Origin of the sequence: Streptomyces sp. NPDC002573, assembly GCF_042889625.1 — a bacterium.
GTDB classification, from domain to species: domain Bacteria; phylum Actinomycetota; class Actinomycetes; order Streptomycetales; family Streptomycetaceae; genus Streptomyces; species Streptomyces gibsoniae.
Genome location: NZ_JBIARC010000001.1, coordinates 443,127 through 464,220 on the forward strand (window position 1 = coordinate 443,127; position 21,094 = coordinate 464,220).

Annotated in this window: 22 protein-coding genes; 11 read left to right on the forward strand and 11 right to left on the reverse strand. The window is 70.4% G+C overall.

Translation table 11 applies throughout. The features are described from left to right. Window positions 1-12 precede the first annotated feature (12 nt). Window positions 13-1,644, forward strand: coding sequence for a sulfatase-like hydrolase/transferase (locus ACFYX0_RS02035; RefSeq protein ID WP_388965343.1), 1,632 nt, complete (start codon window positions 13-15; stop codon window positions 1,642-1,644). Between the two features lie 77 nt (window positions 1,645-1,721). On the opposite strand, the gene dusB is transcribed toward ACFYX0_RS02035, so the two are convergent. Then, the gene (dusB, locus tag ACFYX0_RS02040; RefSeq protein ID WP_388965346.1) at window positions 1,722-2,795 is read right to left on the reverse strand and encodes a tRNA dihydrouridine synthase DusB; all 1,074 of its coding nucleotides are present in this window, start codon (window positions 2,793-2,795) and stop codon (window positions 1,722-1,724) included. 278 nt (window positions 2,796-3,073) lie between these two features. Between dusB and ACFYX0_RS02045 the strand changes: the two genes are divergently transcribed. Continuing rightward, on the forward strand, window positions 3,074-4,519 hold the full coding sequence (locus ACFYX0_RS02045) for an MFS transporter (protein WP_388965258.1): 1,446 nt from the start codon (window positions 3,074-3,076) through the stop codon (window positions 4,517-4,519). Window positions 4,520-4,633: 114 nt separating this feature from the next. Here the strand turns inward: ACFYX0_RS02045 and ACFYX0_RS02050 are convergent, their stop codons facing one another. Further along, on the reverse strand, window positions 4,634-5,554 hold the full coding sequence (locus tag ACFYX0_RS02050) for a helix-turn-helix domain-containing protein (protein WP_388965261.1): 921 nt from the start codon (window positions 5,552-5,554) through the stop codon (window positions 4,634-4,636). Window positions 5,555-5,655: 101 nt separating this feature from the next. Between ACFYX0_RS02050 and ACFYX0_RS02055 the strand changes: the two genes are divergently transcribed. Continuing rightward, complete coding sequence (locus ACFYX0_RS02055; RefSeq protein WP_388965263.1) at window positions 5,656-7,083, forward strand: MFS transporter; 1,428 nt, start codon at window positions 5,656-5,658, stop codon at window positions 7,081-7,083. A 155-nt stretch (window positions 7,084-7,238) separates the two neighbouring features. Here the strand turns inward: ACFYX0_RS02055 and ACFYX0_RS02060 are convergent, their stop codons facing one another. Then, window positions 7,239-7,814, reverse strand: a complete 576-nt coding sequence (locus ACFYX0_RS02060) for a YdeI family protein (protein ID WP_388965265.1) — start codon at window positions 7,812-7,814, stop codon at window positions 7,239-7,241. Window positions 7,815-8,021: 207 nt separating this feature from the next. Between ACFYX0_RS02060 and ACFYX0_RS02065 the strand changes: the two genes are divergently transcribed. Both ACFYX0_RS02065 and ACFYX0_RS02070 read left to right on the forward strand, forming a co-directional pair. Next, complete coding sequence (locus ACFYX0_RS02065; protein WP_355919089.1) at window positions 8,022-8,222, forward strand: hypothetical protein; 201 nt, start codon at window positions 8,022-8,024, stop codon at window positions 8,220-8,222. 10 nt (window positions 8,223-8,232) lie between these two features. Further along, on the forward strand, window positions 8,233-8,691 hold the full coding sequence (locus tag ACFYX0_RS02070) for a VOC family protein (protein ID WP_388965268.1): 459 nt from the start codon (window positions 8,233-8,235) through the stop codon (window positions 8,689-8,691). On the opposite strand, the gene ACFYX0_RS02075 is transcribed toward ACFYX0_RS02070, so the two are convergent. Beyond that, the gene (locus ACFYX0_RS02075; protein ID WP_388965270.1) at window positions 8,688-9,302 is read right to left on the reverse strand and encodes a TetR family transcriptional regulator; all 615 of its coding nucleotides are present in this window, start codon (window positions 9,300-9,302) and stop codon (window positions 8,688-8,690) included. The two genes, ACFYX0_RS02070 and ACFYX0_RS02075, sit on opposite strands and share 4 nt — an antisense overlap. 26 nt (window positions 9,303-9,328) lie before the next feature. Further along, complete coding sequence (locus ACFYX0_RS02080; RefSeq protein ID WP_388965273.1) at window positions 9,329-10,372, reverse strand: aldo/keto reductase; 1,044 nt, start codon at window positions 10,370-10,372, stop codon at window positions 9,329-9,331. Between the two features lie 161 nt (window positions 10,373-10,533). On the opposite strand from ACFYX0_RS02080, the gene ACFYX0_RS02085 reads away from it, so the two are divergent. After that, window positions 10,534-11,586: a chitinase gene (locus tag ACFYX0_RS02085; protein ID WP_388965275.1), complete on the forward strand. Its 1,053-nt coding sequence runs from the start codon at window positions 10,534-10,536 to the stop codon at window positions 11,584-11,586. Window positions 11,587-11,664: 78 nt separating this feature from the next. Here ACFYX0_RS02085 and ACFYX0_RS02090 read toward each other — a convergent pair whose 3' ends face one another. Further along, the gene (locus tag ACFYX0_RS02090; RefSeq protein WP_388965277.1) at window positions 11,665-13,047 is read right to left on the reverse strand and encodes a glycine--tRNA ligase; all 1,383 of its coding nucleotides are present in this window, start codon (window positions 13,045-13,047) and stop codon (window positions 11,665-11,667) included. 196 nt (window positions 13,048-13,243) lie between these two features. On the opposite strand from ACFYX0_RS02090, the gene ACFYX0_RS02095 reads away from it, so the two are divergent. The 4 genes from ACFYX0_RS02095 to ACFYX0_RS02110 all read left to right on the forward strand — a co-directional run bounded on the left by ACFYX0_RS02095 (window position 13,244) and on the right by ACFYX0_RS02110 (window position 16,429). Continuing rightward, a complete protein-coding gene (locus ACFYX0_RS02095) occupies window positions 13,244-14,200 on the forward strand; it encodes a metal ABC transporter substrate-binding protein (RefSeq protein ID WP_355919072.1) in 957 nt (318 codons plus the stop codon). 17 nt (window positions 14,201-14,217) lie between these two features. Continuing rightward, entirely contained in the window at window positions 14,218-14,985 is a 768-nt protein-coding gene (locus ACFYX0_RS02100; RefSeq protein WP_355919069.1) for a metal ABC transporter ATP-binding protein, read from the forward strand. Further along, a complete protein-coding gene (locus ACFYX0_RS02105) occupies window positions 14,985-15,887 on the forward strand; it encodes a metal ABC transporter permease (RefSeq protein ID WP_355919066.1) in 903 nt (300 codons plus the stop codon). Before ACFYX0_RS02100 ends, ACFYX0_RS02105 begins: the two co-directional genes overlap by 1 nt. Window positions 15,888-16,018: 131 nt before the next feature. Next, window positions 16,019-16,429 carry a transcriptional repressor gene (locus tag ACFYX0_RS02110; protein ID WP_355919063.1) on the forward strand — a complete coding sequence of 137 codons (411 nt, stop codon included), beginning with the start codon at window positions 16,019-16,021 and terminating at the stop codon, window positions 16,427-16,429. A gap of 46 nt (window positions 16,430-16,475) precedes the next feature. On the opposite strand, the gene ACFYX0_RS02115 is transcribed toward ACFYX0_RS02110, so the two are convergent. The 5 genes from ACFYX0_RS02115 to ACFYX0_RS02135 all read right to left on the reverse strand — a co-directional run bounded on the left by ACFYX0_RS02115 (window position 16,476) and on the right by ACFYX0_RS02135 (window position 19,960). Further along, entirely contained in the window at window positions 16,476-17,318 is an 843-nt protein-coding gene (locus tag ACFYX0_RS02115) for a glycosyltransferase family 2 protein (protein WP_388965280.1), read from the reverse strand. An 89-nt stretch (window positions 17,319-17,407) separates the two neighbouring features. After that, a complete protein-coding gene (locus tag ACFYX0_RS02120; RefSeq protein ID WP_355919057.1) occupies window positions 17,408-18,259 on the reverse strand; it encodes an isoprenyl transferase in 852 nt (283 codons plus the stop codon). Between the two features lie 38 nt (window positions 18,260-18,297). Beyond that, window positions 18,298-19,044, reverse strand: a complete 747-nt coding sequence (gene recO, locus ACFYX0_RS02125) for a DNA repair protein RecO (protein WP_355919054.1) — start codon at window positions 19,042-19,044, stop codon at window positions 18,298-18,300. Window positions 19,045-19,066: 22 nt separating this feature from the next. Beyond that, on the reverse strand, window positions 19,067-19,687 hold the full coding sequence (locus tag ACFYX0_RS02130; protein WP_388965283.1) for a DUF1266 domain-containing protein: 621 nt from the start codon (window positions 19,685-19,687) through the stop codon (window positions 19,067-19,069). Between the two features lie 57 nt (window positions 19,688-19,744). Then, the gene (locus ACFYX0_RS02135) at window positions 19,745-19,960 is read right to left on the reverse strand and encodes a hypothetical protein (RefSeq protein ID WP_311697374.1); all 216 of its coding nucleotides are present in this window, start codon (window positions 19,958-19,960) and stop codon (window positions 19,745-19,747) included. A 289-nt stretch (window positions 19,961-20,249) separates the two neighbouring features. Between ACFYX0_RS02135 and ACFYX0_RS02140 the strand changes: the two genes are divergently transcribed. After that, window positions 20,250-20,903, forward strand: a complete 654-nt coding sequence (locus ACFYX0_RS02140) for a hypothetical protein (RefSeq protein WP_388965286.1) — start codon at window positions 20,250-20,252, stop codon at window positions 20,901-20,903. Window positions 20,904-21,094: the final 191 nt, after the last annotated feature.

Sequence of the window (21,094 nt, forward strand, 5' to 3'; positions counted from 1 at the left end):
GAGAACAACCCGGTGGCCGCCAAGGTCATCGGGATCAGCGTCTCCGTGCTCGCCGGTCTGTTCGTCGTCGCCTCGTTCGTGCTGCCCAACCGGCCGGAGAACTTCGAGCTCGCCCAGTTCACCCGGCTCCCGGTGGAGGCGCTGATCGGCGCCGTCGTGCTGACCGCGCTGCCCCGCCGGCCCCGGCTGATCACCGCCTGGCTCGGCGGCGTCCTGCTCGGTGTGCTGACCATCCTCAACCTGCTGGACGTCGGCTTCTACCAGTACCTCGGCCGCGGCTTCAACGTCATCCTCGACTGGCCGCTGTTCACCGACGCCTACTCCTATCTCCAGGACACACTGGGCGGAACGGGCGCCCTGGGCGTGCTGATCGCGGCTCTCGTCATTCCCGTCGTCGTGCTCGGCGTCTCGGCGCTCGCCGTCGTACGGCTGAGCAACGTGATGGCCCGGCACCGCGCCACCACCACCCGCAGCGTCCTGGTACTGAGCATGGTGTGGATGACCTGCCAGGCCCTCAGCCTCCAGGTCGCCGGCGTGCCGCTGGCCGCCGAGCACACCGTCACGATGCTCCAGTACCGCTCCGACCGGATCCGGGAGACGGTCCGTGACGAGCGGGAGTTCGGCAAGACGGCGAGGGCGGACACCTTCGGCAACACCCCGGGCTCCCAGCTCGTGCCCGACCTGCGCGGCAAGGACATGATCTTCACGTTCATCGAGAGCTACGGCCGTAGCGCCGTCGAGGACCCGATCATGGCGCCCGGCGTCGACAAGACCCTGGACTCCAGCACCCAGGCCCTGGCGAAGGCCGGCTTCCACGCCAAGAGCGGCTGGCTGACCTCGGCGACCTACGGCGGCAGCAGCTGGCTCGGCCACTCCACGTTCATGTCCGGCCTGTGGGTCAGCAACCAGAACCGCTACCGCACTGTCACCGCGAGCGACCACCTCACCCTCACCGACGCGTTCAAGAAGACCGGCGCCTGGGACACGGTCGGCGTCATGCCGGGTGTGCAGAAGGGCTGGCCGGAGTCGAAGTGGTACGGCCTCGACAAGGTCTACAACGCCTTCCAGCTCGGCTACAAGGGCCCGAAGTTCAGCTGGTCGACGATGCCGGACCAGTACGCGCTGGAGCAGTTCCAGCAGCGGGTGCACGGCAAGAAGCACGACAAGCCGCTGATGTCGTTCGTCATCCTGACCTCCAGCCACCAGCCCTGGGCGCCCATCCCGAAGATGGTCCCCTGGAACCAGCTGGGCAACGGCTCGATCTTCGACGCCATCCAGAAGGCGGGCAACAAGCCGGCGGACATCATCGCCGACCCCACCCGGTCCAAGGAGGAGTACGGCAAGACCATCCAGTACTCGGTGACGGCCCTGACCCAGTGGCTGGAGCGCTACGGCAACGAGAACACGGTCCTCGTGTTCCTCGGCGACCACCAGCCGATCTCCCGGGTCAGCGGCGACCACGCCAGCCGTGACGTGCCGTGCGCGATCGTCGCCAAGGACCCGAAGGTGTTCGACAAGATCGCCGACTGGGGCTGGTCGGACGGCCTGCGGCCCGCGCACAACGCGCCGGTGTGGAAGATGAGCGCCTTCCGCGACCGCTTCCTGAAGGCGTACGGCTCGACCCCGCACCCGTCGAAGGGCTGACCCGCCGCCCGAATCCCCGGGGGCCGCACCGCACCGGACGGTGCGGGTGCGGCCCCCTCGGGTTTCCGCTCCGGAGTTCAGCCCCCGGACGTGTCCAGCTCCGCGTCCTCGCTGATGCCCGAGCAGTCGTACGGGTCCTTGAGCCAGCCGTCCGGCAGCACCACGCGGTTGTTGCCGGACGTCCGGCCGCGCGGGCCGTCGGCGCCGACCGGCCAGGCCTGGTCGAGGTCCAGCTCGTCGAGACCGGCCCGCAGCTCCTGGAGCGAGGAGGTGATGGCGAGCCGCTTGCGCATCTCGGAGCCGACCGAGAAGCCCTTCAGATACCAGGCCACGTGCTTGCGGAAGTCGACGACTCCGCGCGACTCGTCGCCGAGCCACTCGCCGAGCAAGGTGGCGTGCCGGACCATGATGTCGGCCACCTCGCGCAGGGCCGGCCGCGCCGTCTCCCCGGTCCGTCCCTCGAAGGCCGCCACCAGATCCGCGAACAGCCACGGCCGCCCCAGGCAGCCGCGGCCGACCACGACCCCGTCGCAGCCCGTCTCGCGCACCATGCGCAGCGCGTCCTCGGCCGACCAGACATCGCCGTTGCCGAGCACGGGGATCTCCGGCACATGCTCCTTCAGCCGCGCGATCGCGTCCCAGTCCGCCGTGCCGCCGTAATGCTGTGCGCTGGTGCGGCCGTGCAGCGCGATGGCCTGCGCGCCCTCCTCGACGGCGATCCGGCCGGCGTCCAGGTAGGTGAGGTGGTCGTCGTCGATGCCCTTGCGCATCTTCATCGTGACCGGGAGGTCACCGGCTCCGCTCACGGCCTCGCGCAGGATCGCCCGCAGCAGGTTCCGCTTGTACGGCAGCGCGGCGCCGCCGCCCTTGCGGGTCACCTTGGGCACCGGGCAGCCGAAGTTCAGGTCGATGTGGTCGGCCAGGCCCTCTTCCGCGATCATGCGGGCGGCCTTGCCGACGGTCGCCGGGTCGACGCCGTAGAGCTGGATCGAGCGCGGCTGCTCGCTCGCGTCGAACTTGATCAGCTGCATGGTCTTGTCGTTGCGCTCGACCAGCGCCCGGGTCGTGATCATCTCGCTCACGAACAGGCCCTTGCCACCGCTGAACTCCCGGCACAGTGTGCGGAACGGCGCGTTGGTGATCCCGGCCATGGGCGCGAGCACGACGGGCGCCCGGAGGGCGTGCGGACCGACCCGCACCGCGGAGTCCGTCCGGCTCGCCGGGGTCGCCGAGCTCTCCGGGTCGCCCGGGTTCGTCGGGGTCGTCGGATCCGCCGAGGTCATCGGGTTCGTCGGGGTCATCGTGGACGTGGGCATTTCCCCATTGTCACGCACGCCGGCGGGTACCCGGCACGGGTGGCCCGGTGATCGGACCACCGTGCATCGGTCATTAGTTAGCCGCACTATCGAATTCGTCGTACGATGTTCCCATGCCCGAGCTGAGCCACCGCCGGCGTCTGCTGGTGCTCGCGATCTGCTGTATGAGCCTGCTGATCGTGAGCCTCGACAACACCGTCCTGAACGTCGCCCTGCCCTCGATGCAGCGCGAACTGCACGCGACCACGTCGGGGCTGCAGTGGACCATCGACGCGTACACCCTCGTCCTGGCCTCGCTGCTGATGCTGGCGGGCTCCACAGCCGACCGGATCGGCCGCAAGCGCGTCTTCATGGCGGGCCTCGTCGTCTTCAGCGTCGGCTCGCTGCTGTGCTCCCTCGCCCCGAACCTGGAACTGCTGGTCGTGTTCCGGATGGTGCAGGCGATCGGCGGCTCGATGCTCAACCCGGTCGCCATGTCGATCATCACCAACACCTTCACCGACGCCCGGGAGCGGGCCCGCGCGATCGGTGTGTGGGGCGCCGTCGTCGGCATATCGATGGCCGCGGGCCCGCTGGTCGGCGGGCTGCTGGTGGAGTCGGTCGGCTGGCGCTCGATCTTCTGGGTCAACCTGCCGGTGGGCCTCGCCGCGCTCCTGCTGACCCTGCGCTTCGTCCCCGAGTCCCGGGCGCCCAAGGCCCGCCGCCCCGACCCGGTCGGCCAGCTGCTCGTCATCGCCCTGTTCGGCTCGCTGACCTACGCGATCATCGAGGCCCCGGACGCCGGCGCCGCCCGTGTCGTGCCGTTCGGCGCGCTCGCGCTCGTGGCCCTGCTCGCCCTGCTCCGGTACGAGCCCCGGCGCACCGAACCCCTCATCGACCTGCGGTTCTTCCACTCGGCGCCGTTCAGCGGGGCCACCGTGATCGCCATCAGCGCGTTCTCGGCTCTGGGCGGCTTCCTCTTCCTGTCCACCCTGTATCTGCAGAACGTACGGGGCCTGGACGCCCTGCACGCGGGTCTGTGGATGCTCCCGATGGCGGCCCCGACCTTCCTGTGCGCACCCCTGTCCGGCCGGCTGGTCGGCAGCCGCGGACCGCGGCTGCCGCTGCTGATCGCGGGCTGCGCGATGACCGCGAGCGCCGTGCTGTTCGCGGCGTTCGAGGCGGAGACGTCGAACGTCACCCTGTTCGTCGGCTACGTCCTCTTCGGCATCGGCTTCGGCTTCGTCAACGCGCCCATAACCAACACCGCCGTCTCCGGTATGCCGCGCGCCCAGGCCGGTGTCGCCGCCGCCGTCGCCTCCACCAGCCGCCAGCTCGGCCAGACCCTCGGCGTCGCAGTGGTCGGCGCGCTGCTGGCCGCGGGCGTGGGCTCCGGGGCGTACCAGGACACCTTCGTCTCCGCCGCCCGCCCCGGCTGGTGGGTCCTGACCGTGTGCGGTGTCGCGGTGCTCTCCCTGGGCGCCCTGACCACGGGCCGCTGGGGCCGCCGCACGGCGGACCGCACGGCGGAGCGGCTCCAGGCGGCCGAGGTGCGCGAGGCGGCCGGAGTCAGCGCCTAGGCCCTGTCGTCAGACGACAGGACCTAGCGCCGCGACCGGAGAGCCTCACCGGCACGCGTCGCCCGGCACGGCCTTGGTGCGCACCCGCCCCGCGAGGGGTACATGCCGCCCCGGCTAGACCGCGACCCGCTCCCGCTCCCGGGCGAGGGAGAGCAGCCGCTCGAGCCCCGCACGGGATCCGGCGTCGGCGGGTGCGTAGGTCACCATCCGGGGGCCGTCGTGCGGTCCCAGCCACAGGTCCGTGTGGTCCAGCGTCAGCAGGCCCACATGGGCGTTGCGGAACTGCTTGCGCTTGCTGCGGGCGCTCACCACCTCGTGCAGCTCCCACGCCTCACGGAACTCGGCGGACTCCGCCGACAGCCGTTTGAGCAGCATCTTCCAGGCGGGCTCGCCGAGGTGGCCGGCCATCGAGGCGCGGAACTTGGCGGCCATCAGCCGCATGGTCTCCTCCAGCAGCACGATCGACGCCTGCCAGTCCGGGTTCGTGTAGCAGAGCACCATGCAGTTGCGGTCGGCCGGCGCGATCGCGTCGAGGTCGCACAGCAGCAGCCCGTAGGTGCGGTTGTAAGCGAGGATGTCGTACCGGCTGTTCTGGATGCAGGCCGGAATCGGCTCCAGCTGCTCCAGCAGGGCCCGCTGGGCCTCGGTGACGGACGGGCAGTGCGCGCCGGGCGCGGGGTCGACGACCCCGGCCAGATTGAACAGATGCGCCCGCTCGCTCACGTCGAGCAGCAGCGCACGGGCGAGGGCGTCGAGGACCTGGACGGAGACCTGGATGTCCCGGGCCTGTTCCAGCCAGGTGTACCAGGTGACGCCGACCGCGGAGAGCTGGGCGACCTCCTCGCGGCGCAGCCCCGGGGTGCGACGGCGGCGGCCGCGGGGCAGCCCGACCTGCTCGGGGGGGATGTGCTCGCGGCGGTGGCGCAGGAAGGCGGCCAGTTCGGACCGGCGGATCTCGGAGGCGGGCATCGCCCGCACATCGTCCTGACCGGCGGTCCCCGGGACCGCCGCCGTCTGCTGCACCATGGTCGTCATGCCTCCAGCCTGCCGCCCACCGGACCCTGTTGCCAGGTAGCGCTGCTACCAGGATAAGGGGACTCTGGTACCACGCTGGGAGTTGCCGCAGGCTCTATGCCGTGACCGAGACTCTGATTTCCCGTACCGTCCGCTCCCCGGTGGCGACACCCCGGTTGGGCGGGCTCGGACTGTTCACGGTGCTGCTCGGTGCGGCACTGCCCCTCATCGACTTCTTCATCGTCAACGTCGCCCTCCCGACCATCGGCGGGGACCTGCACGCGAGCGAGCCCGTCCTCGAACTCGTCGTCTCCGGGTACGGACTGGCGTACGCCGTCCTGCTCGTCCTCGGCGGCAGGCTGGGCGACCTCTTCGGCCGGCGCGAGTTCTTCGTCGCCGGGATGGCGGCCTTCGGCGTCACCTCGCTGGCGTGCGGGCTCGCCCCGAACGCCTGGACGCTGGTCGCGGCGCGTGCCGCCCAGGGCGCGGCGTCCGCGGCGATGCTCCCGCAGGTGCTCGCCACCATCCAGGCGGCGACCAGCGGACAGCGGCGCGCCCGGGCGATGAGCCTGTACGGCGCGACCGCCGGGCTCTCCATGGTCGCCGGGCAGATCCTCGGCGGTGTGCTCGTGGCCGCGGACATCGCGGGCACCGGCTGGCGCTCGGTGTTCCTCGTCAACGTCCCGGTCGTGATCGTCGGCCTGGTCCTGGCCGTACGCGCGGTCCCCGAGACCCGCTCGCAGCACCCCGAGCCGGTGGACGGCCCCGGCACCGCGCTGCTCGCGGTCTCCCTGCTGACGCTGCTCGCCCCGCTCACCGAGGGCCGGGCGACGGGCTGGCCGCTGTGGACCTGGCTCTCGCTGGCGGCTTTCCCCTTCGCGACCTGGGCGTTCTACGCCGTGGAGCGCCGGGCGGACCGACAGGGGCGGACGCCCCTGGTGCCGCCGACCCTGTTCGCGCTCACCTCGCTGCGGCGCGGGCTCGTCCTGCTGGTGCCGTTCTCGCTCGGCTTCAGCGGCTTCATGTTCGTGATCGCGGTGGCGCTGCAGCGCGGTGCCGGGCTCGGCCCGGTCCCGGCGGGTCTCGCGCTCACGCCGATGGCGGTGGCGTTCTTCGCGGTCTCGCTCTGCGGGCCCCGGCTCGTGGCCCGCTTCGGCACCCGGGTGGTCACGGCCGGCGGACTGGTTCAGGGGGTCGGCGTGGCGCTGATGGCGCTCACCGCATGGCACTCCTGGCCCCATCTGGGCACGGTGGAGCTGCTGCCGGGCGCGGCGGTGGCCGGTGCCGGCCAGGCGCTCCAGCTCCCGATCCTGCTGCGGATCATCCTGTCCGAGGTGCCGCCGGCCCGGGCGGGTGTCGGCGGCGGTGTCATGATCACCACCCAGCAGTCGGCGCTGGCGCTGGGAGTGGCGACGCTCGGCTCCCTCTTCCTGTCCCTGGTGTCCGACTGGGGCATGCGGGACGCACTGGTCACCACGCTCCTGGTCCAGCTGGCCGGGATCGCCCTGACCGTGGCCCTGAGCCTGCGGCTGCCGCGCACGATCAGCTAGCACGCGCGCGTACGACGGCACCTTCCCGCACCTCGCGGCCGGACGCCCCGGCCCCGCTCACCCGGGGCCGATCAGGCATCGAGGCCCCGCCGCCCCGGATCCGCCGGACAGACCCTGCCCGGTCCGGGGCGGCAAGGCCTCGGCCGCCGCCGTCCTCAGGGATAGATCTTCTTTCCTTCGGCGAGCATCGCCACGTACTTCTCGATCCGGCGCACCCTCGTCTCGGGTTTCTTGGCGTCCTGCACGCGGTACAGGACCGCATAGCGGTTCCTGCTGTCCAGGGTGGCGAAGAACTCCGCCGCGGCCGGCTCGGAGGCCAGGGCGCGGGCGAGGTCCTCGGGGACCGACGCCGTGCTCGCACCGTCGTAGGCGGCGTCCCAGCGACCGTCCGCCTTGGCCCGCTCCACCTCGGCCAGCCCCGCCGGACGCATCCACCCCTGCTCGATCAGGGCCGCCGCCTTGTCCCGATTGATCTTGGACCACCTGCTCGCGCGTGTGCGCGGGGTGAAGCGCTGAAGCCAGTTCTCGTCGTCGAACTTCTTCTTCTGCCCGTCGATCCAGCCGAAGCAGAGCGCCACGTCGAGCGCCTGGGCATAGTCGAGGGCCGCCACTCCCGGCGTCTTCTTCCTGATCTTCAGCCACACACCGGCCGAGGACGCGTGCCGTTCGTCGAGCCACTCCTCGAAGGCCTCGGCGGATGCGAATGCGACGATCTCCAGGTCTTCTGCCACACCGGCAGCCAACCATGCGCCGGACGACGGTCGTGCCGCATTCGGGATTCGAGCGAGCGCGTCATGGTCGCCGTCCCGTCCGGACGGTGACCGGCAGACGGCGGGTCCGTCAACTCGCCGTACGAAAGCGCCCATCCACCACCGTTGATCTTCCGATTGCTGCACACTCCTTGCTGCGCGAGCGGAGAGGCACTCCCAGGAGGCGTCATGCTGCAGATCAACACGAGCAAGGTCAGCGGCCGGGACCGGAACGGACGTGAGCACGTGGTGCGCGTGCGACGGGCCGGGATGCAGCGCACCATCACCTGCGACACCTGCGGCTGGCGCATGGACACACCGTTCCTGCCGTGGCTGAAAGCCGAGGAACACCTCACGGAAGCCCACCAGGCGACGCCGGACCCGCGGTAGAACTGCCCGCATGGCAACGGCACTGGACTGGAAACTGGTCGTCGACACGGACGACGCCCCCGCCCTGGCCGACTTCTGGGCGGCGGCGCTGGGATACACGGTGGAGAACAACAGCGTGCTGATCGACCGCCTGCTGGCGGCGGGCGAGCTGCCGGAGGCGGCGGTCGCCGAGTACGACGGGATCCGCGTCTTCCGCGGCTTCGCGGCGATCCGGCACCCCGAGGACCCCTACGACGAGGCGACCGGCATCGGCCGGGGCCGCCGCATCCTCTTCCAGGACGTCCCCGAGCCCAAGAACACGAAGAACCGCCTGCACCTGGACGTGCACGCGGGACCGCAGCACCGTGACGCGACGGTGGCGCGGCTGGAGTCGCTGGGCGCCACCCGCGTCGAGGAGCGGGACAAGGGTCCGGCCGGCCACTGGTGGGTGATGCAGGACCCGGAGGGCAACGAGTTCTGCGTGGCCTAGGACGTCTCGGAAGGACCGCCGGTCGCCCGCAGTCCGCGCAGCAGCAGGTCCACCACCGCGTCGAACTCCGCCTGGATCCCGGGACGCCCCCACTCCCTCGCGTAGAAGGGGTCGTGGAAGCGTCCCGTCGCGTCGAAGACCGCCCGGGCCGTGACCGCCGGGTCGAGGGCCGTCGCGAACACGCCGCGTGCGACACCGTCCCGGAGGATCTCCGTGAGCTGGCCGAGGAGGTCCGCGATGTGCTGGTCCACCACCTGGCTGTTCTCCCCGGTCAGCACGGAGAACGTGGCGAACAGTTCCGGGTCGTCGCCGGCCTTGTGCCGCTTGGCCTCGAACAGGGCCGACAGCCAGTCGCGCAGCCGCGTCTCCGGGTCACTGTCCCGCGCGGCGATCCCGGCGAGTCTGCCGGACGCGCGGTCCAGCCACCGCTGGGTGACCGCCTCACGCAGCGCCGCCTTGGTACGGAAGTGGCGGTAGACGCTGCCGTGGCTGACACCGAGCGCGCGGGCCACGTCCACCACGGTGGCCTTGGCCGGGCCGTGGCGGCGCAGCACCTCCTCGGTCGCTTCGAGGATGCGCTCGGCGGTCAGGGTCTCGGTGGTCGGTGACATGACTCAGACCGTACCCGGCGCCATGGTCAGCGCTCGCTGTCGAGGTGAGCCATCTGCATGTCGGGGTAGCGGGCGCCGGCCGCCGCGCCCGCCGGCACGGCCGCCTCGATGGTGGCCAGGTCCGTCTCGTCCAGGGTCACGTCGAGGGCACCGAGCGCCTCGGACAGCCGGTCCCGGGTGCGGGCGCCGATCAGCGGCACAATGGCCGCGCCGTGCCGCGGGCCTCGCGAGAGCACCCAGGCGATCGCGAGCTGTGCGACGCTGACGCCCTTCTGCTCGGCGATCTTGCGCAGCGCCTCGACGAGACCGAGGTTGTGGTCCAGGTTCGCGCCCTGGAAGCGGGGCGAGAAGGCCCGGAAGTCGTTGGTGCCGAGCTGCCGGTCGCGGGTGAAGTGGCCGGAGATCAGACCGCGGGAGAGCACTCCGTAGGCGGTGATGCCGATGCCCAGCTCGCTGACGGTGGGCAGGATGCGGTCCTCGATGCCGCGCGAGATCAGCGAGTACTCGATCTGGAGGTCCGCGATCGGGGCGGTCGCGGCGGCCCGGCGGATGGTGTCGGCGCCGACCTCGCTGAGGCCGATGTGGCGGACGTACCCCTTCTCGACGAGTTCGGCGATCGCGCCGACCGTCTCCTCGATCGGGACGTCGGGGTCGAGACGGGCGATGCGGTAGACGTCGATGTGGTCGACGCCGAGGCGCTGGAGCGAGTACGCGGCGAAGTTCCTGACGGCGGCGGGGCGGCCGTCGTACCCGGTCCAGCCTCCGTCGGGGTCGCGGAGGGCGCCGAACTTGACGCTGACCAGCGCCTGTTCACGGCGTGCGGCGGGGGCGGCGCGCAGGGCCTCGCCGATGAGCATCTCGTTGTGGCCCATGGCGTAGAAGTCGCCGGTGTCGAGCAGGGTGACCCCCGCTTCCAGGGCCGCGTGGATGGTGGCGACGGACTCGGCCCGGTCGGCGTCGCCGTAGAGGGCGGACATGCCCATGCAGCCGAGGCCGAGGGCGGAGACCTGGGGGCCGGTGGTCCCGAGCTGAAGGGTGCGCATGAAGTCTCCCTGATTGTCGTCGAGCATGCGCCCAGCATGGCATGACAGATGACAGTTTTCAATATCTGTCAGCTGTCATCTATCACTCGCCCCACACCTCGATTTGGTCCAGACCTATTGACGAAAGGTCTGGACCATCGCAGTGTCATGCCTACGACACCTCACCGCACCCCCACCGGGAGGCCCGCATGATCCGCCACAGGCTCCGCCTGCTCGCCGCCGCCCTGACGGCGGCGTTCCTCGTCCCGCTCTCGGTCGCGACCGCCCCCACCGCGTCCGCGGCCGACACCTGCGCCGTGAGGTCCCGCCCCTCCGGCAAGGTCCTGCAGGGCTACTGGGAGAACTGGGACGGTTCCTCGAACGGGGTCCACCCGCCCTTCGGCTGGACCCCGATCACCGACTCCCGTATCGCCGCCCACGGCTACAACGTGATCAACGCGGCGTTCCCGGTCATCCGCTCCGACGGCACCGCACTGTGGGAGGACGGCATGGACCCGGGAGTGAAGGTGGCGACCCCGGCGGAGATGTGCGCGGCCAAGGCGGCCGGGCAGACGATCCTGCTGTCCATCGGCGGGGCGACGGCGGGTATCGACCTCAGCTCGACGGCCGTGGCGGACCGGTTCGTCTCGACGATCGTCCCGATCATGAAGACGTACAACTTCGACGGCATCGACATCGACATCGAGACGGGCCTGGTCGGCAGCGGGAACATCGGCCAACTGTCCACGTCCCAGGCCAACCTGATCCGCATCATCGACGGAATCCTGGCCCGCATGCCGTCGAACTTCGGCCTGACGATGGCCCCGGAGACGGCGTACGTCACCGGCGGCAGCATCACCTACGGCTCGATCTGGGGCGCGTACCTGCCGGTGATCAAGAAGTACGCGGACAACGGCCGGCTGTGGTGGCTCAACATGCAGTACTACAACGGCAGCATGTACGGCTGCTCCGGCGACTCCTACGCGGCCGGCACGGTGGCGGGCTTCGTGGCGCAGACGGACTGCCTGAACAAGGGCCTGAGCATCCAGGGCACGACGGTCAGGGTGCCGTACGACAAGCAGGTCCCGGGCCTGCCCGCCCAGTCCGGAGCGGGCGGCGGCTATATGTCACCGTCCCTGGTCTCCCAGGCCTGGAAGCACTACGGCACGAGCCTGAAGGGCCTGATGACCTGGTCGATCAACTGGGACGGCTCGAAGAACTGGACGTTCGGCGACAACGTCAAGGCGCTCCAGGGCCGCTGAGTCCGCGCGCCGGGAAAAAAGACGCCGGGCGGACTGGAGTGATCCAGCCCGCCCGGCGTCCGGTACTTCGTGCAGCGACTAGCAGCCGATCAGACGGCCCGCGAGGTAGCCCTCGATCTGGTCCAGCGAGACGCGCTCCTGCTTCATCGAGTCGCGCTCACGCACCGTCACCGCGTTGTCCTCGAGCGTGTCGAAGTCGACCGTGACGCAGTACGGCGTGCCGATCTCGTCCTGGCGGCGGTAGCGGCGGCCGATGGCGCCCGCGTCGTCGAACTCGATGTTCCAGTTCGCGCGCAGCGCCTGGGCGAGGCCCTTGGCCTTCGGGGACAGCTCGGGGTTGCGGGACAGCGGCAGGACCGCGACCTTCACCGGCGCCAGGCGGTGGTCCAGGCGCAGCACCGTGCGCTTCTCCATCTTGCCCTTGGCGTTCGGGGCCTCGTCCTCGACGTAGGCGTCCAGCAGGAACGCCAGCATGGCGCGGCCGACACCCGCCGCGGGCTCGATGACGTACGGGGTCCAGCGCTCGCCGGCCTCCTGGTCGAAGTACGACAGGTCCTGGCCCGAGGCCTTGGCGTGGGCGCCGAGGTCGTAGTCCGTGCGGTTGGCGACACCCTCCAGCTCGCCCCACTCGTTGCCACCGAACTGGAAGCGGTACTCGATGTCGGCGGTGCGCTTGGAGTAGTGGGAGAGCTTCTCCTGCGGGTGCTCGTACCAGCGCATGTTCTCCTCACGGAGGCCCAGGCCGGTGTACCAGTTCCAGCGCTGCTCCATCCAGTACTCCTGCCACTTCTCGTCCTCGCCCGGCTTGACGAAGAACTCCATCTCCATCTGCTCGAACTCGCGGGTACGGAAGATGAAGTTGCCGGGCGTGATCTCGTTGCGGAAGGACTTGCCCATCTGCGCGATGCCGAACGGCGGCTTGCGGCGCGAGGTCTGCTGGACCTGGGCGAAGTTGGTGAAGATGCCCTGGGCGGTCTCCGGGCGCAGGTAGGCGATCGAGCCGCTGTCCTGCGTCGGGCCGAGGTGCGTGGAGAGCAGACCCGAGAACTGCTTGGGCTCGGTGAACATGCCCTTGTTGCCGCAGTTGGGGCAGTTGATGTCCGAGAGACCGTTCTCAGGCAGACGGCCGTGCTTGGCCTCGTATGCCTCCTCCAGGTGGTCGGCGCGGAAGCGCTTGTGGCAGGAGGTGCACTCGGTGAGCGGGTCGGTGAAGGTGGCGACGTGACCGGAGGCCACCCAGACCTCGGTCGCCAGGATCACCGACGAGTCGATACCGACGACGTCCTCGCGGGACGTGACCATGTAGCGCCACCACTGGCGCTTGATGTTCTCCTTGAGCTCGACACCCAGCGGTCCGTAGTCCCAGGCGGCGCGCTGTCCGCCGTAGATCTCGCTGCACGGGAATACGAAGCCACGGCGCTTGCTCAGGCTGACGATGGTGTCGATCTTGTCGGCGGCCACGGTGCTCTCTTCATTACGACGACGGGCGACGAAGCGACTGCTTCAGAGCATTGCTTCAGAGCGAATGCTTCAGGTTACCGGCGGGGGCTCCCCTCCAATCAAATCGGTATGGCACCTGGAGCGGGTCCCCGGGTGCACCGAGCCGTTACCCGAGGATTGTTGACAACGGTTTCCATATTTGTTGAAAATGACTGTCATGAACATAGGTCGACGTCTGATACCCGGGACCGCGGTCGCCGCTGTCACCGCACTGGGCCTCGGAGCCCTCTCCGCCTGCTCCCTCACCAGTGCCGAGGGCAACACCGGGAAATTCGACGTCGTCGCGTCGTTCTATCCGATGGCGTTCCTCGCCGAGCAGATCGGTGGGAAGCACGTCCACGTCACCAGTCTCACCCAGCCCGGCCAGGAGCCGCACGACCTGGAGATCAGCGCCCGGCAGACCGCGCAGCTCCAGGAGTCCGACGCGGTGCTCTACCTCAAGAACCTCCAGCCCTCCGTCGACGACGCGGTCGCCCAGTCCGAGATCAAGACGAAGATCGACGCCGCCTCCCTGACCACGCTGGAGGAGCACGGCAACGAGGTCGGCGGCCACGCGGCCGCGCACGACACGAACCAGGGCGAGGAGTCCGGCGCCAAGGACCCCCACATCTGGCTCGACCCGGTGCGCTACGCCCAGGTCGCCCAGGGCGTCGGCAAGGCCTTCGAGAAGGCCGATCCCAAGCACGCGGCCGACTACGCGAAGAACACGGCGGCCCTGGTCAAGAGGCTCGACGAGCTGAACCAGCAGTACGTGACCGGGCTGCGGAACACCAAGAGCAAGGTCTTCATCACCACCCACGCCGCCTTCGGCTACCTCGCCGAGCGCTACGGCCTCACCGAGGAGGCCATCAACGGCCTGGACCCGGAGTCCGAGCCCAGCGCGGCGCGGGTGCGGCAGCTCGAGAGCATCGCGAAGGCCGACGGCGTCTCCACGGTCTTCTACGAGACGCTCGTCAGCGACAAGACCGCGAAGACCGTCGCCCAGGACGCGAACCTGAAGACGGACGTCCTCGACCCGCTCGAGGGCATCACCGCCAAGTCGCGCGGCAGCGACTACTTCCAGGTCATGCAGTCCAACCTCAAAGCCCTGCAGACAGCCCTGGAGGCCAAGTGACACCGGAGGGTGCGGCAATGAGCGAGCCCGTCATACGCCTGCGCGGCGTACGCGCCGACCTGGGTTCACGCCCCGTCCTGCGCGGCATCGACCTGACCGTGCACCGCGGTGAGGTCGTCGCGCTGCTCGGCGCGAACGGATCGGGCAAGTCGACGGCGGTCCGCAGCATCATCGGCCAGGTGCCGGCGAGCGCCGGCGAGATCGAGCTGTTCGGCACTCCGCGCCGCGGCTTCCGCGACTGGCGGCGCATCGGCTACGTGCCGCAGCGCACCACGGCCGCGGGCGGCGTGCCCGCCACGGTGACCGAGGTGGTCTCCTCCGGCCGGCTCTCCCGGGCCCGCTTCGGTGTCCTGCGCAAGGCCGACCACGAGGCCGTACGACACGCCCTGGAACTGGTCGGCATGGCGGACCGGGCCAAGGACTCCGTCAACGCGCTCTCCGGCGGCCAGCACCAGCGGGTGCTGATCGCCCGCGCCCTCGCCTCCGAGCCCGAACTGCTGATCATGGACGAGCCGATGGCGGGCGTCGACCTGGCCAGCCAGGAGGTGCTCGCGCGGACCCTGGAGGGACAGGTGGCCGCAGGCGCGACCGTGCTGCTGGTGCTGCACGAACTCGGACCCCTGGAGCCACTGATCGACCGGGCGGTGGTGCTGCGCGACGGCTGCGTCCTGCACGACGGGCCGCCCCCGAGGGCCGTGGGCCAGCACGCCCTGCCCGGCCACGACCATGTGCACCCGCACGACGCGGCGGGCGCCGAACCGATCCGTACGGGACTGCTGAGCTGATGGACTTCCTGAACTACGCCTTCATGCAGCGGGCCCTGCTCGCGGCCGTCCTGGTCGGCATCACCGCGCCGGCCGTCGGGATCTACCTCGTGCAGCGCCGCCAGGCCCTGATGGGCGACGGCATCGGCCATGTGGCGATGACGGGCGTCGGGCTCGGCTTCCTCCTCTCCACCTCCCCGGTGTGGATGGCGACGGCCGTCTCCGTCCTCGGCTCGATCCTGATGGAGCTGATCCGCTGGTACGGCAGGACGCGCGGCGACATCGCCCTCGCGATGCTGTTCTACGGCGGCATGGCCGGCGGCGTGATGTTCATCAACCTCGCGCCGGGCGGCTCCAACGCCAACCTGACGTCGTACCTGTTCGGATCGCTGTCCACGGTCTCGCCGTCGGACGTCATCGCGATCTGTCTGCTCGCCGCCTTCGTCGTCCTGGTCACCCTCGGTCTGCGCCGCCAGCTCTTCGCGGTCAGCCAGGACGAGGAGTTCGCCCGGGTGACGGGCCTGCCGGTGCGGGCGCTGAACCTGCTGACCGCCGTCACGGCGGCCGTGACCGTGACGGTCGCGATGCGCGTGGTCGGTCTGCTGCTGGTGTCCGCCCTGATGGTGGTCCCGGTGGCGGCGGCACAGCAGCTCGGCCGCAGCTTCGCGGCGACCTTCGCCATCGCGATCGCCATCGGCGTGACCGTGACCCTCGGCGGCACGATCACCTCGTACTACCAGGACGTGCCGCCGGGCGCGACCATCGTGCTGCTGACGATCGCCGCGTTCATCGCGCTCACCGCTCTGGCGACTCCGCTCGCGCGGCGACGCGCGCGGGCACTCGCCGCCGCGCGGGCCGCCTCGGACCCACTGGAGTGTGCGATTCCGGCCAACCAGGAGGCGACCGACGAGGTCGGAGTCTGACCGCTCACGGCCCGGACTGGCACAATGGGCCCGGCAGGGCGCAGACGTGAGCCGTGAGAGAGCCGAAGGGGCGCGCCGGTACCGGCTCGAAGCGCCCCGCAGGCGAGCAAGCCATCAAGGAGGAGGCAACGGTGACGACCGCCGGCCAGCCTGTACGGGGACGATCCACCCGCCAGCGTGCCGCCGTGGCTGCGGCACTCGACGAGGTCGAGGAGTTCCGCAGCGCGCAGGAACTCCACGACATGCTCAAGCACAAGGGCGACTCGGTGGGCCTGACGACGGTCTACCGCACACTGCAGTCCCTTGCCGACGCGGGCGAGGTCGACGTCCTGCGCACGTCCGACGGCGAGTCCGTCTACCGCCGTTGCTCGACGGGCGAACACCACCACCACCTGGTCTGCCGCATCTGCGGCAAGGCAGTCGAGGTCGAGGGCCCGGCGGTGGAGAAGTGGGCCGAGGCCATCGCCGCGGAGCACGGCTATGTCAACGTCGCCCACACGGTGGAGATCTTCGGCACCTGCGCGGACTGCAGCACGGACTGAGCCGGGACGCCGGGGCCCGCTGCGGGACCCCGGCACCCGCCGGTTCTCAGACCCCGGACCGGCTGGTGAGCTGAACCGGGGCCGACGTGCCGCTGGTCGGCATCGGCCTGCGGACCGTGCTGAACAGCCGGGACAGCACGGCCGAGCGGCCCTGGTCACCCGTGTTCGGCGCGATGGCGGCGACCCCGACGTGGAGCCACTGCTCCCACTCCGGCCGGTCGGCCGGGTCCAGGCGCCCATGGGCTTCGGCCATGTCCAGGATCCTGGTGCCTATCTCGGTCGCCATCGAGCCCCCGTGGAAGCGGAAGCGGCTGCCGATGACGCCGAGATGGCACACGTTCACCTGCCCGCCGGCCAGGGCGAGGGAGATGTTGAGGAAGGTCTCGACACCGAAGTCCCGCGGCAGCGGGGCGGTGCGCAGAAGACGGGTGCGGACGGCGCGGTACCCCGTGAGGGCGTTGGCCCCGTGGAAGCCGACCTCCGGGAAGAACCGGGCGGTGAGCGGCTCGTAGATGGTGAACGTGGACGCCAGGATGGTGCCCGGGTAGTCGTACTCGTAGTCACCGACCACGTGGTCCGCCGTGCCACCGGCCGCGGTCTCGCGGAGCACCGCGGCGACGTTCCGGTCTGACGCGGTGAGGTCGGCGTCGAGGAAGCACGTCCACTCGCTGTCCACCGCCGACACGGCCAGCTGCATGGCCGCGCCCTTGCCGAGCGGACCGCTCAGCACCTCCGCACCGGCCTCACGTGCCCGCCGGGCCGTGTCGTCGGTCGACCCGCTGTCCACCACCAGCACACGGTCGCCGGGCTGTGCGACCTCGAGGGCCTGGCCGACGATCGTGGCGACCGTGGCCTCCTCGTTGTGCGCAGGAATCACGAAAGCGAACACACGGAACTCCCGTAGGATCGAGCGGTCGCTCACGATCTTAATCGCACACGCGCACGGCCCGTTCCCGCGGTTCCCGCCCCGAGACCAGGCTACGAGGAGGCCGGCCGGCCCTGCATGTCCCGTTCCATGGCGAGCAGTTCCTCGTTCGGGACCGCCCCGCCGAAGCGGCGGTCGCGGGAGGCGAACTCCATGCACGCCCGCCACAGGTCACGGCGGTCGAAGTCCGGCCACAGCACGTCCTGGAAGACCATCTCGGCGTACGCGCTCTGCCAGAGCAGGTAGTTGGAGGTGCGCTGCTCGCCGCTCGGCCGCAGGAACAGGTCCACGTCCGGCATGTCCGGGTAGTAGAGGTACTTCGTGAGGGTCTTCTCCGTGATCTTCGCGGGGTCGAGCCGGCCCGCCTTCACTTCCTCGGCCATGGCCTGCGCCGCGTCCGCGATCTCGGCACGGCCGCCGTAGTTCATGCAGAAGTACAGCGTGAGCCGGTCGTTGTCCTTGGTCTGCTCCTGCGCGACCTGGAGCTCCTTGGCCACCGACTTCCACAGCTTGGGCATCCGGCCCACCCAGCGCACCCGGATGCCGAGTGCGTCGAGCTGGTCGCGGGTCTTGCGGATGAAGTCACGGTTGAAGTTCATGAGGAAGCGCACCTCGTCCGGCGAGCGCTTCCAGTTCTCGGTCGAGAACGCGTACAGCGAGATGCTCCCGACGCCCATCTCGATCGCGCCCTGCAGCACGTCCAGCACCCGCTCGGCGCCGACCTTGTGCCCCTCGGTGCGCGGCAGCCCGCGCTCCTTGGCCCACCGGCCGTTCCCGTCCATCACGATCGCCACATGGGTGGGGACCAGCTCGCCGGGAAGCTTCGGCGGACGAGCCCCGGACGGGTGCGGCTCCGGCGTCTGGTACTCGCGGCGCTGACGCCCCAGGAACCCGCGTACGGCCATGTGCTTCTCGCTCCTCGATCTGCTGTCGCTGTGACTGTCTACTGTTCCACGTATCGAAGGGAGCGCAGTCCGCGCTCCAGGTGCCAGTGCAGATACGCCGACACCAGTCCGCTGCCCTCCCGGACGTACCGCGGCTCGCACGCGTCCGCGGTCTCCCAGTCCCCCGTCAGCAGCGCGCCGAGCAGTTCCAGGGCACCGGGTGAGGGTACGACGCTGCCGGGCACCCGGCAGTCGACGCACACGACACCGCCCGAGGCCACCGAGAAGAAACGGTTCGGACCGGGCATACCGCACTTCGCGCAGTCACTGAAGCTGGGTGCGTAGCCGTTGACGGCCAGGGAGCGCAGCAGGAAGGCGTCCAGGACCAGATGCGGGGCGTGCTCACCCCGGGCGAGGGTGCGCAGGCCCCCGACGAGCAGCAGATACTGCTGGACCGCCGGCTCCCCCTCGTGATCGGTGAACCGCTCGGCGGTCTCCAGCATCGCGGTCCCGGCGGTGTAGCGCGCGTAGTCCGCGACGATGCCGCTCCCGTACGGAGCGATGGTCTCGCTCTGGGTGCACAGCGGCAGTCCGCGCCCCACCAGTTCACTGCCGCGTGCGAAGAACTGCACGTCCACATGCGAGAAGGGCTCCAGCCGGGCCCCGAACTTCGACTTGGTACGGCGCACGCCGCGAGCCACGGCCCGTACCCGTCCGTGACCGCGCGTGAGCAGCGTGATGATCCGGTCCGCCTCACCCAGCTTCTGGGTGCGCAGCACGATGCCGTCGTCGCGGAACAGACTCATGGACTCATTCTCGCGTACGGCGTCAGCGCGCGTGGTCGGGGTTGAAGATGGCGTCCCACGGCGCCAGGTTCCAGGGACTGGTCCGGTTCGCCGGGTCGAGCAGGGAGCGCACATGGGCGTCGGCGACGGACTGCGGGGCGGGGAGGTCCGCGGGGATCCCCCGCAAGCCGTCCCGCCACACCTTCCGCCCGAGCAGATAGTGATCGGCGTACTCCTGCCAGGACGCGTACGTCTTCGCGACCGTCGGCACGATGTTCTTCAGGGCGGTCCAGGCGTCGGCCTCGGTGATCATCCCGGAGCCGAAGCCGCGGCGGGCGAGGTCGACGTACAGGGCGGCGTCCCAGGCCAGTGGCGAGACCCCGAGGGCCTGGTGGACCCGCGCCCGGTAGCCGGTGCGCGCCAGCCCGTCGAGCCGGCCGACCAGCTTGTCACGCGAGGTTATCTCCCACCGCTCGGCCAGCCACCGCCGAGCGCTGTCGTCGTCGATCCGCGTGAACGGGTACAGGGTGGTCCACGAGGTGCTCCGGTCCATGCCGACAGGCGCGCTCAGCCCCACCATCCACAGCTGGTGCATCGTGAGGGGCACGGGATACCGGCGCTCGGCCCTCGGCTTTCTCCATCTCGTCAAACTCCGCAAGCCCATGCGGCCGCACCCTACGTCATGCCGCGGGCGCGCCCGAAGGTCCGGGGATCCGCTGCTTCAGGGGACCTCGCCGCGACTGCGCGCGTTGGCGTACGCGGTCGCGGCGCGCAGACGCTCCGCCGGGGTCGCGGGCCGCACGGCCTCCGGCTCCACGTCCCACTCCTTGCCCCCGCCGTACGGTCTCAACTGGACATACGGCCCCTCGTGCCCCATCACCACGCCCACCCTCCCGCTGCGGACGTCCACGGCGTACGAACCGATCGGCGGCTTCACCCCCCCTCCGGAGCCCGCTGGGTCCGTGGGACCGCCGGTACTTGCTTCACCGTGCCCTCCGCCTCTTCGACGCGCACGCCGAGTGTCGTCCCCCGAGTGATACGTGCAGTGCAGCCACCGTGCTCCCCGCTCCCTCCGAGTTTTACCCTTCGCATCCCCATGGTGACGCTCTGCATCTACACTCGACAGGTGTCTGCGCCCTACAAGTGCGGGCAAACGGGGGTTTGTTGAAACGGGGGCCGCCAGTGCCGCCCGCGGGCTGCGCGCCCTGGCCGGTGCGCCGAACCTGGTGGAGGCGGCAGAGGCAGGCTCGCTGCTCGGCGGCGGCGGAATCGTCCACAGCCACAGTGCCGCGGTGTTCCCGGCGGCTGCGGTCGCGACCCCTCTCCTCCTGGACATCGCCCAGCAGGGTCACCCGGCGGCACGCGACACCGCGTTGGGGCTGGTCGATGAGGCCCTGTCGTCCTATCCCCATGCCGAGTACACGCGAGTGACGACGCCCTACGGCACAGCGGTCCCGATCTGCTGCGCCATCGCCGACCATCTGCGAGCCCACACAGTTCTCCTCGCCGGACTGGGCAAGCGGGGCAGGGCGCTGCTTGCCGATGCGGCCGAGCACTGGCGCTTCGAGATCCGAGAGTGCGTCGCCGACGGCGATGACACGGCAGCCTTCGGGGCCTTGGCCGGCAGTTTCCCGGGCGGTGTGCACACGACGGAACTGCACCTCGCCGGCGATATCGCCGTGCTGGACGAGGTTGCCCTCGAATACCCGCCCGTGGAGGGCTCTCTTGAAGCGTGCCTGCGCGTGATGGGGCGACGTCCGGCGAACTGCCGTCCGGCGCCGCCCTGTTCCCAGCGGAATGCGGTGAACGCGTGCACTGACCAGCTTCATGACCGAGCCGAGGCTGAGCTCCTGCGAACCCCCGACTCCTCGAACCCGTGAACCCCCCAACCACCGCAAGCCGCTGAGGCCGCCCGGCGTGCATACGAGACGCGAATGCGCCCCCTCCACCACCGGGCCCTCCCCAGCCAACCGTCACCCCCACCCCGCCGGCCCCCCGCTACACCCCCGGCCGCCCGCTCGCTTCTCACCCGTGCTGGAGCGGACCGAGTCAAGGGTCGGCCGCAGGCCGA

Excerpts from the sequence above, each read along its gene's own strand:
- ACFYX0_RS02070 (WP_388965268.1), top strand. The coding sequence starts at position 8,233 with ATGGCAACGGCACTGGACTGGAAACTGGTCGTCGACACGGACGACGCC.
- ACFYX0_RS02105 (WP_355919066.1), top strand. The coding sequence starts at position 14,985 with ATGGACTTCCTGAACTACGCCTTCATGCAGCGGGCCCTGCTCGCGGCC.
- ACFYX0_RS02100 (WP_355919069.1), top strand. The coding sequence starts at position 14,218 with ATGAGCGAGCCCGTCATACGCCTGCGCGGCGTACGCGCCGACCTGGGT.
- ACFYX0_RS02065 (WP_355919089.1), top strand. The coding sequence starts at position 8,022 with ATGCTGCAGATCAACACGAGCAAGGTCAGCGGCCGGGACCGGAACGGA.
- ACFYX0_RS02080 (WP_388965273.1), bottom strand. The coding sequence starts at position 10,372 with ATGCTCGACGACAATCAGGGAGACTTCATGCGCACCCTTCAGCTCGGG.
- dusB (WP_388965346.1), bottom strand. The coding sequence starts at position 2,795 with ATGGCCGGGATCACCAACGCGCCGTTCCGCACACTGTGCCGGGAGTTC.
- ACFYX0_RS02045 (WP_388965258.1), top strand. The coding sequence starts at position 3,074 with ATGCCCGAGCTGAGCCACCGCCGGCGTCTGCTGGTGCTCGCGATCTGC.
- ACFYX0_RS02130 (WP_388965283.1), bottom strand. The coding sequence starts at position 19,687 with ATGGGCTTGCGGAGTTTGACGAGATGGAGAAAGCCGAGGGCCGAGCGC.
- ACFYX0_RS02120 (WP_355919057.1), bottom strand. The coding sequence starts at position 18,259 with ATGGCCGTACGCGGGTTCCTGGGGCGTCAGCGCCGCGAGTACCAGACG.
- ACFYX0_RS02095 (WP_355919072.1), top strand. The coding sequence starts at position 13,244 with ATGAACATAGGTCGACGTCTGATACCCGGGACCGCGGTCGCCGCTGTC.
- ACFYX0_RS02050 (WP_388965261.1), bottom strand. The coding sequence starts at position 5,554 with ATGACGACCATGGTGCAGCAGACGGCGGCGGTCCCGGGGACCGCCGGT.
- ACFYX0_RS02085 (WP_388965275.1), top strand. The coding sequence starts at position 10,534 with ATGATCCGCCACAGGCTCCGCCTGCTCGCCGCCGCCCTGACGGCGGCG.
- recO (WP_355919054.1), bottom strand. The coding sequence starts at position 19,044 with ATGAGTCTGTTCCGCGACGACGGCATCGTGCTGCGCACCCAGAAGCTG.
- ACFYX0_RS02075 (WP_388965270.1), bottom strand. The coding sequence starts at position 9,302 with ATGTCACCGACCACCGAGACCCTGACCGCCGAGCGCATCCTCGAAGCG.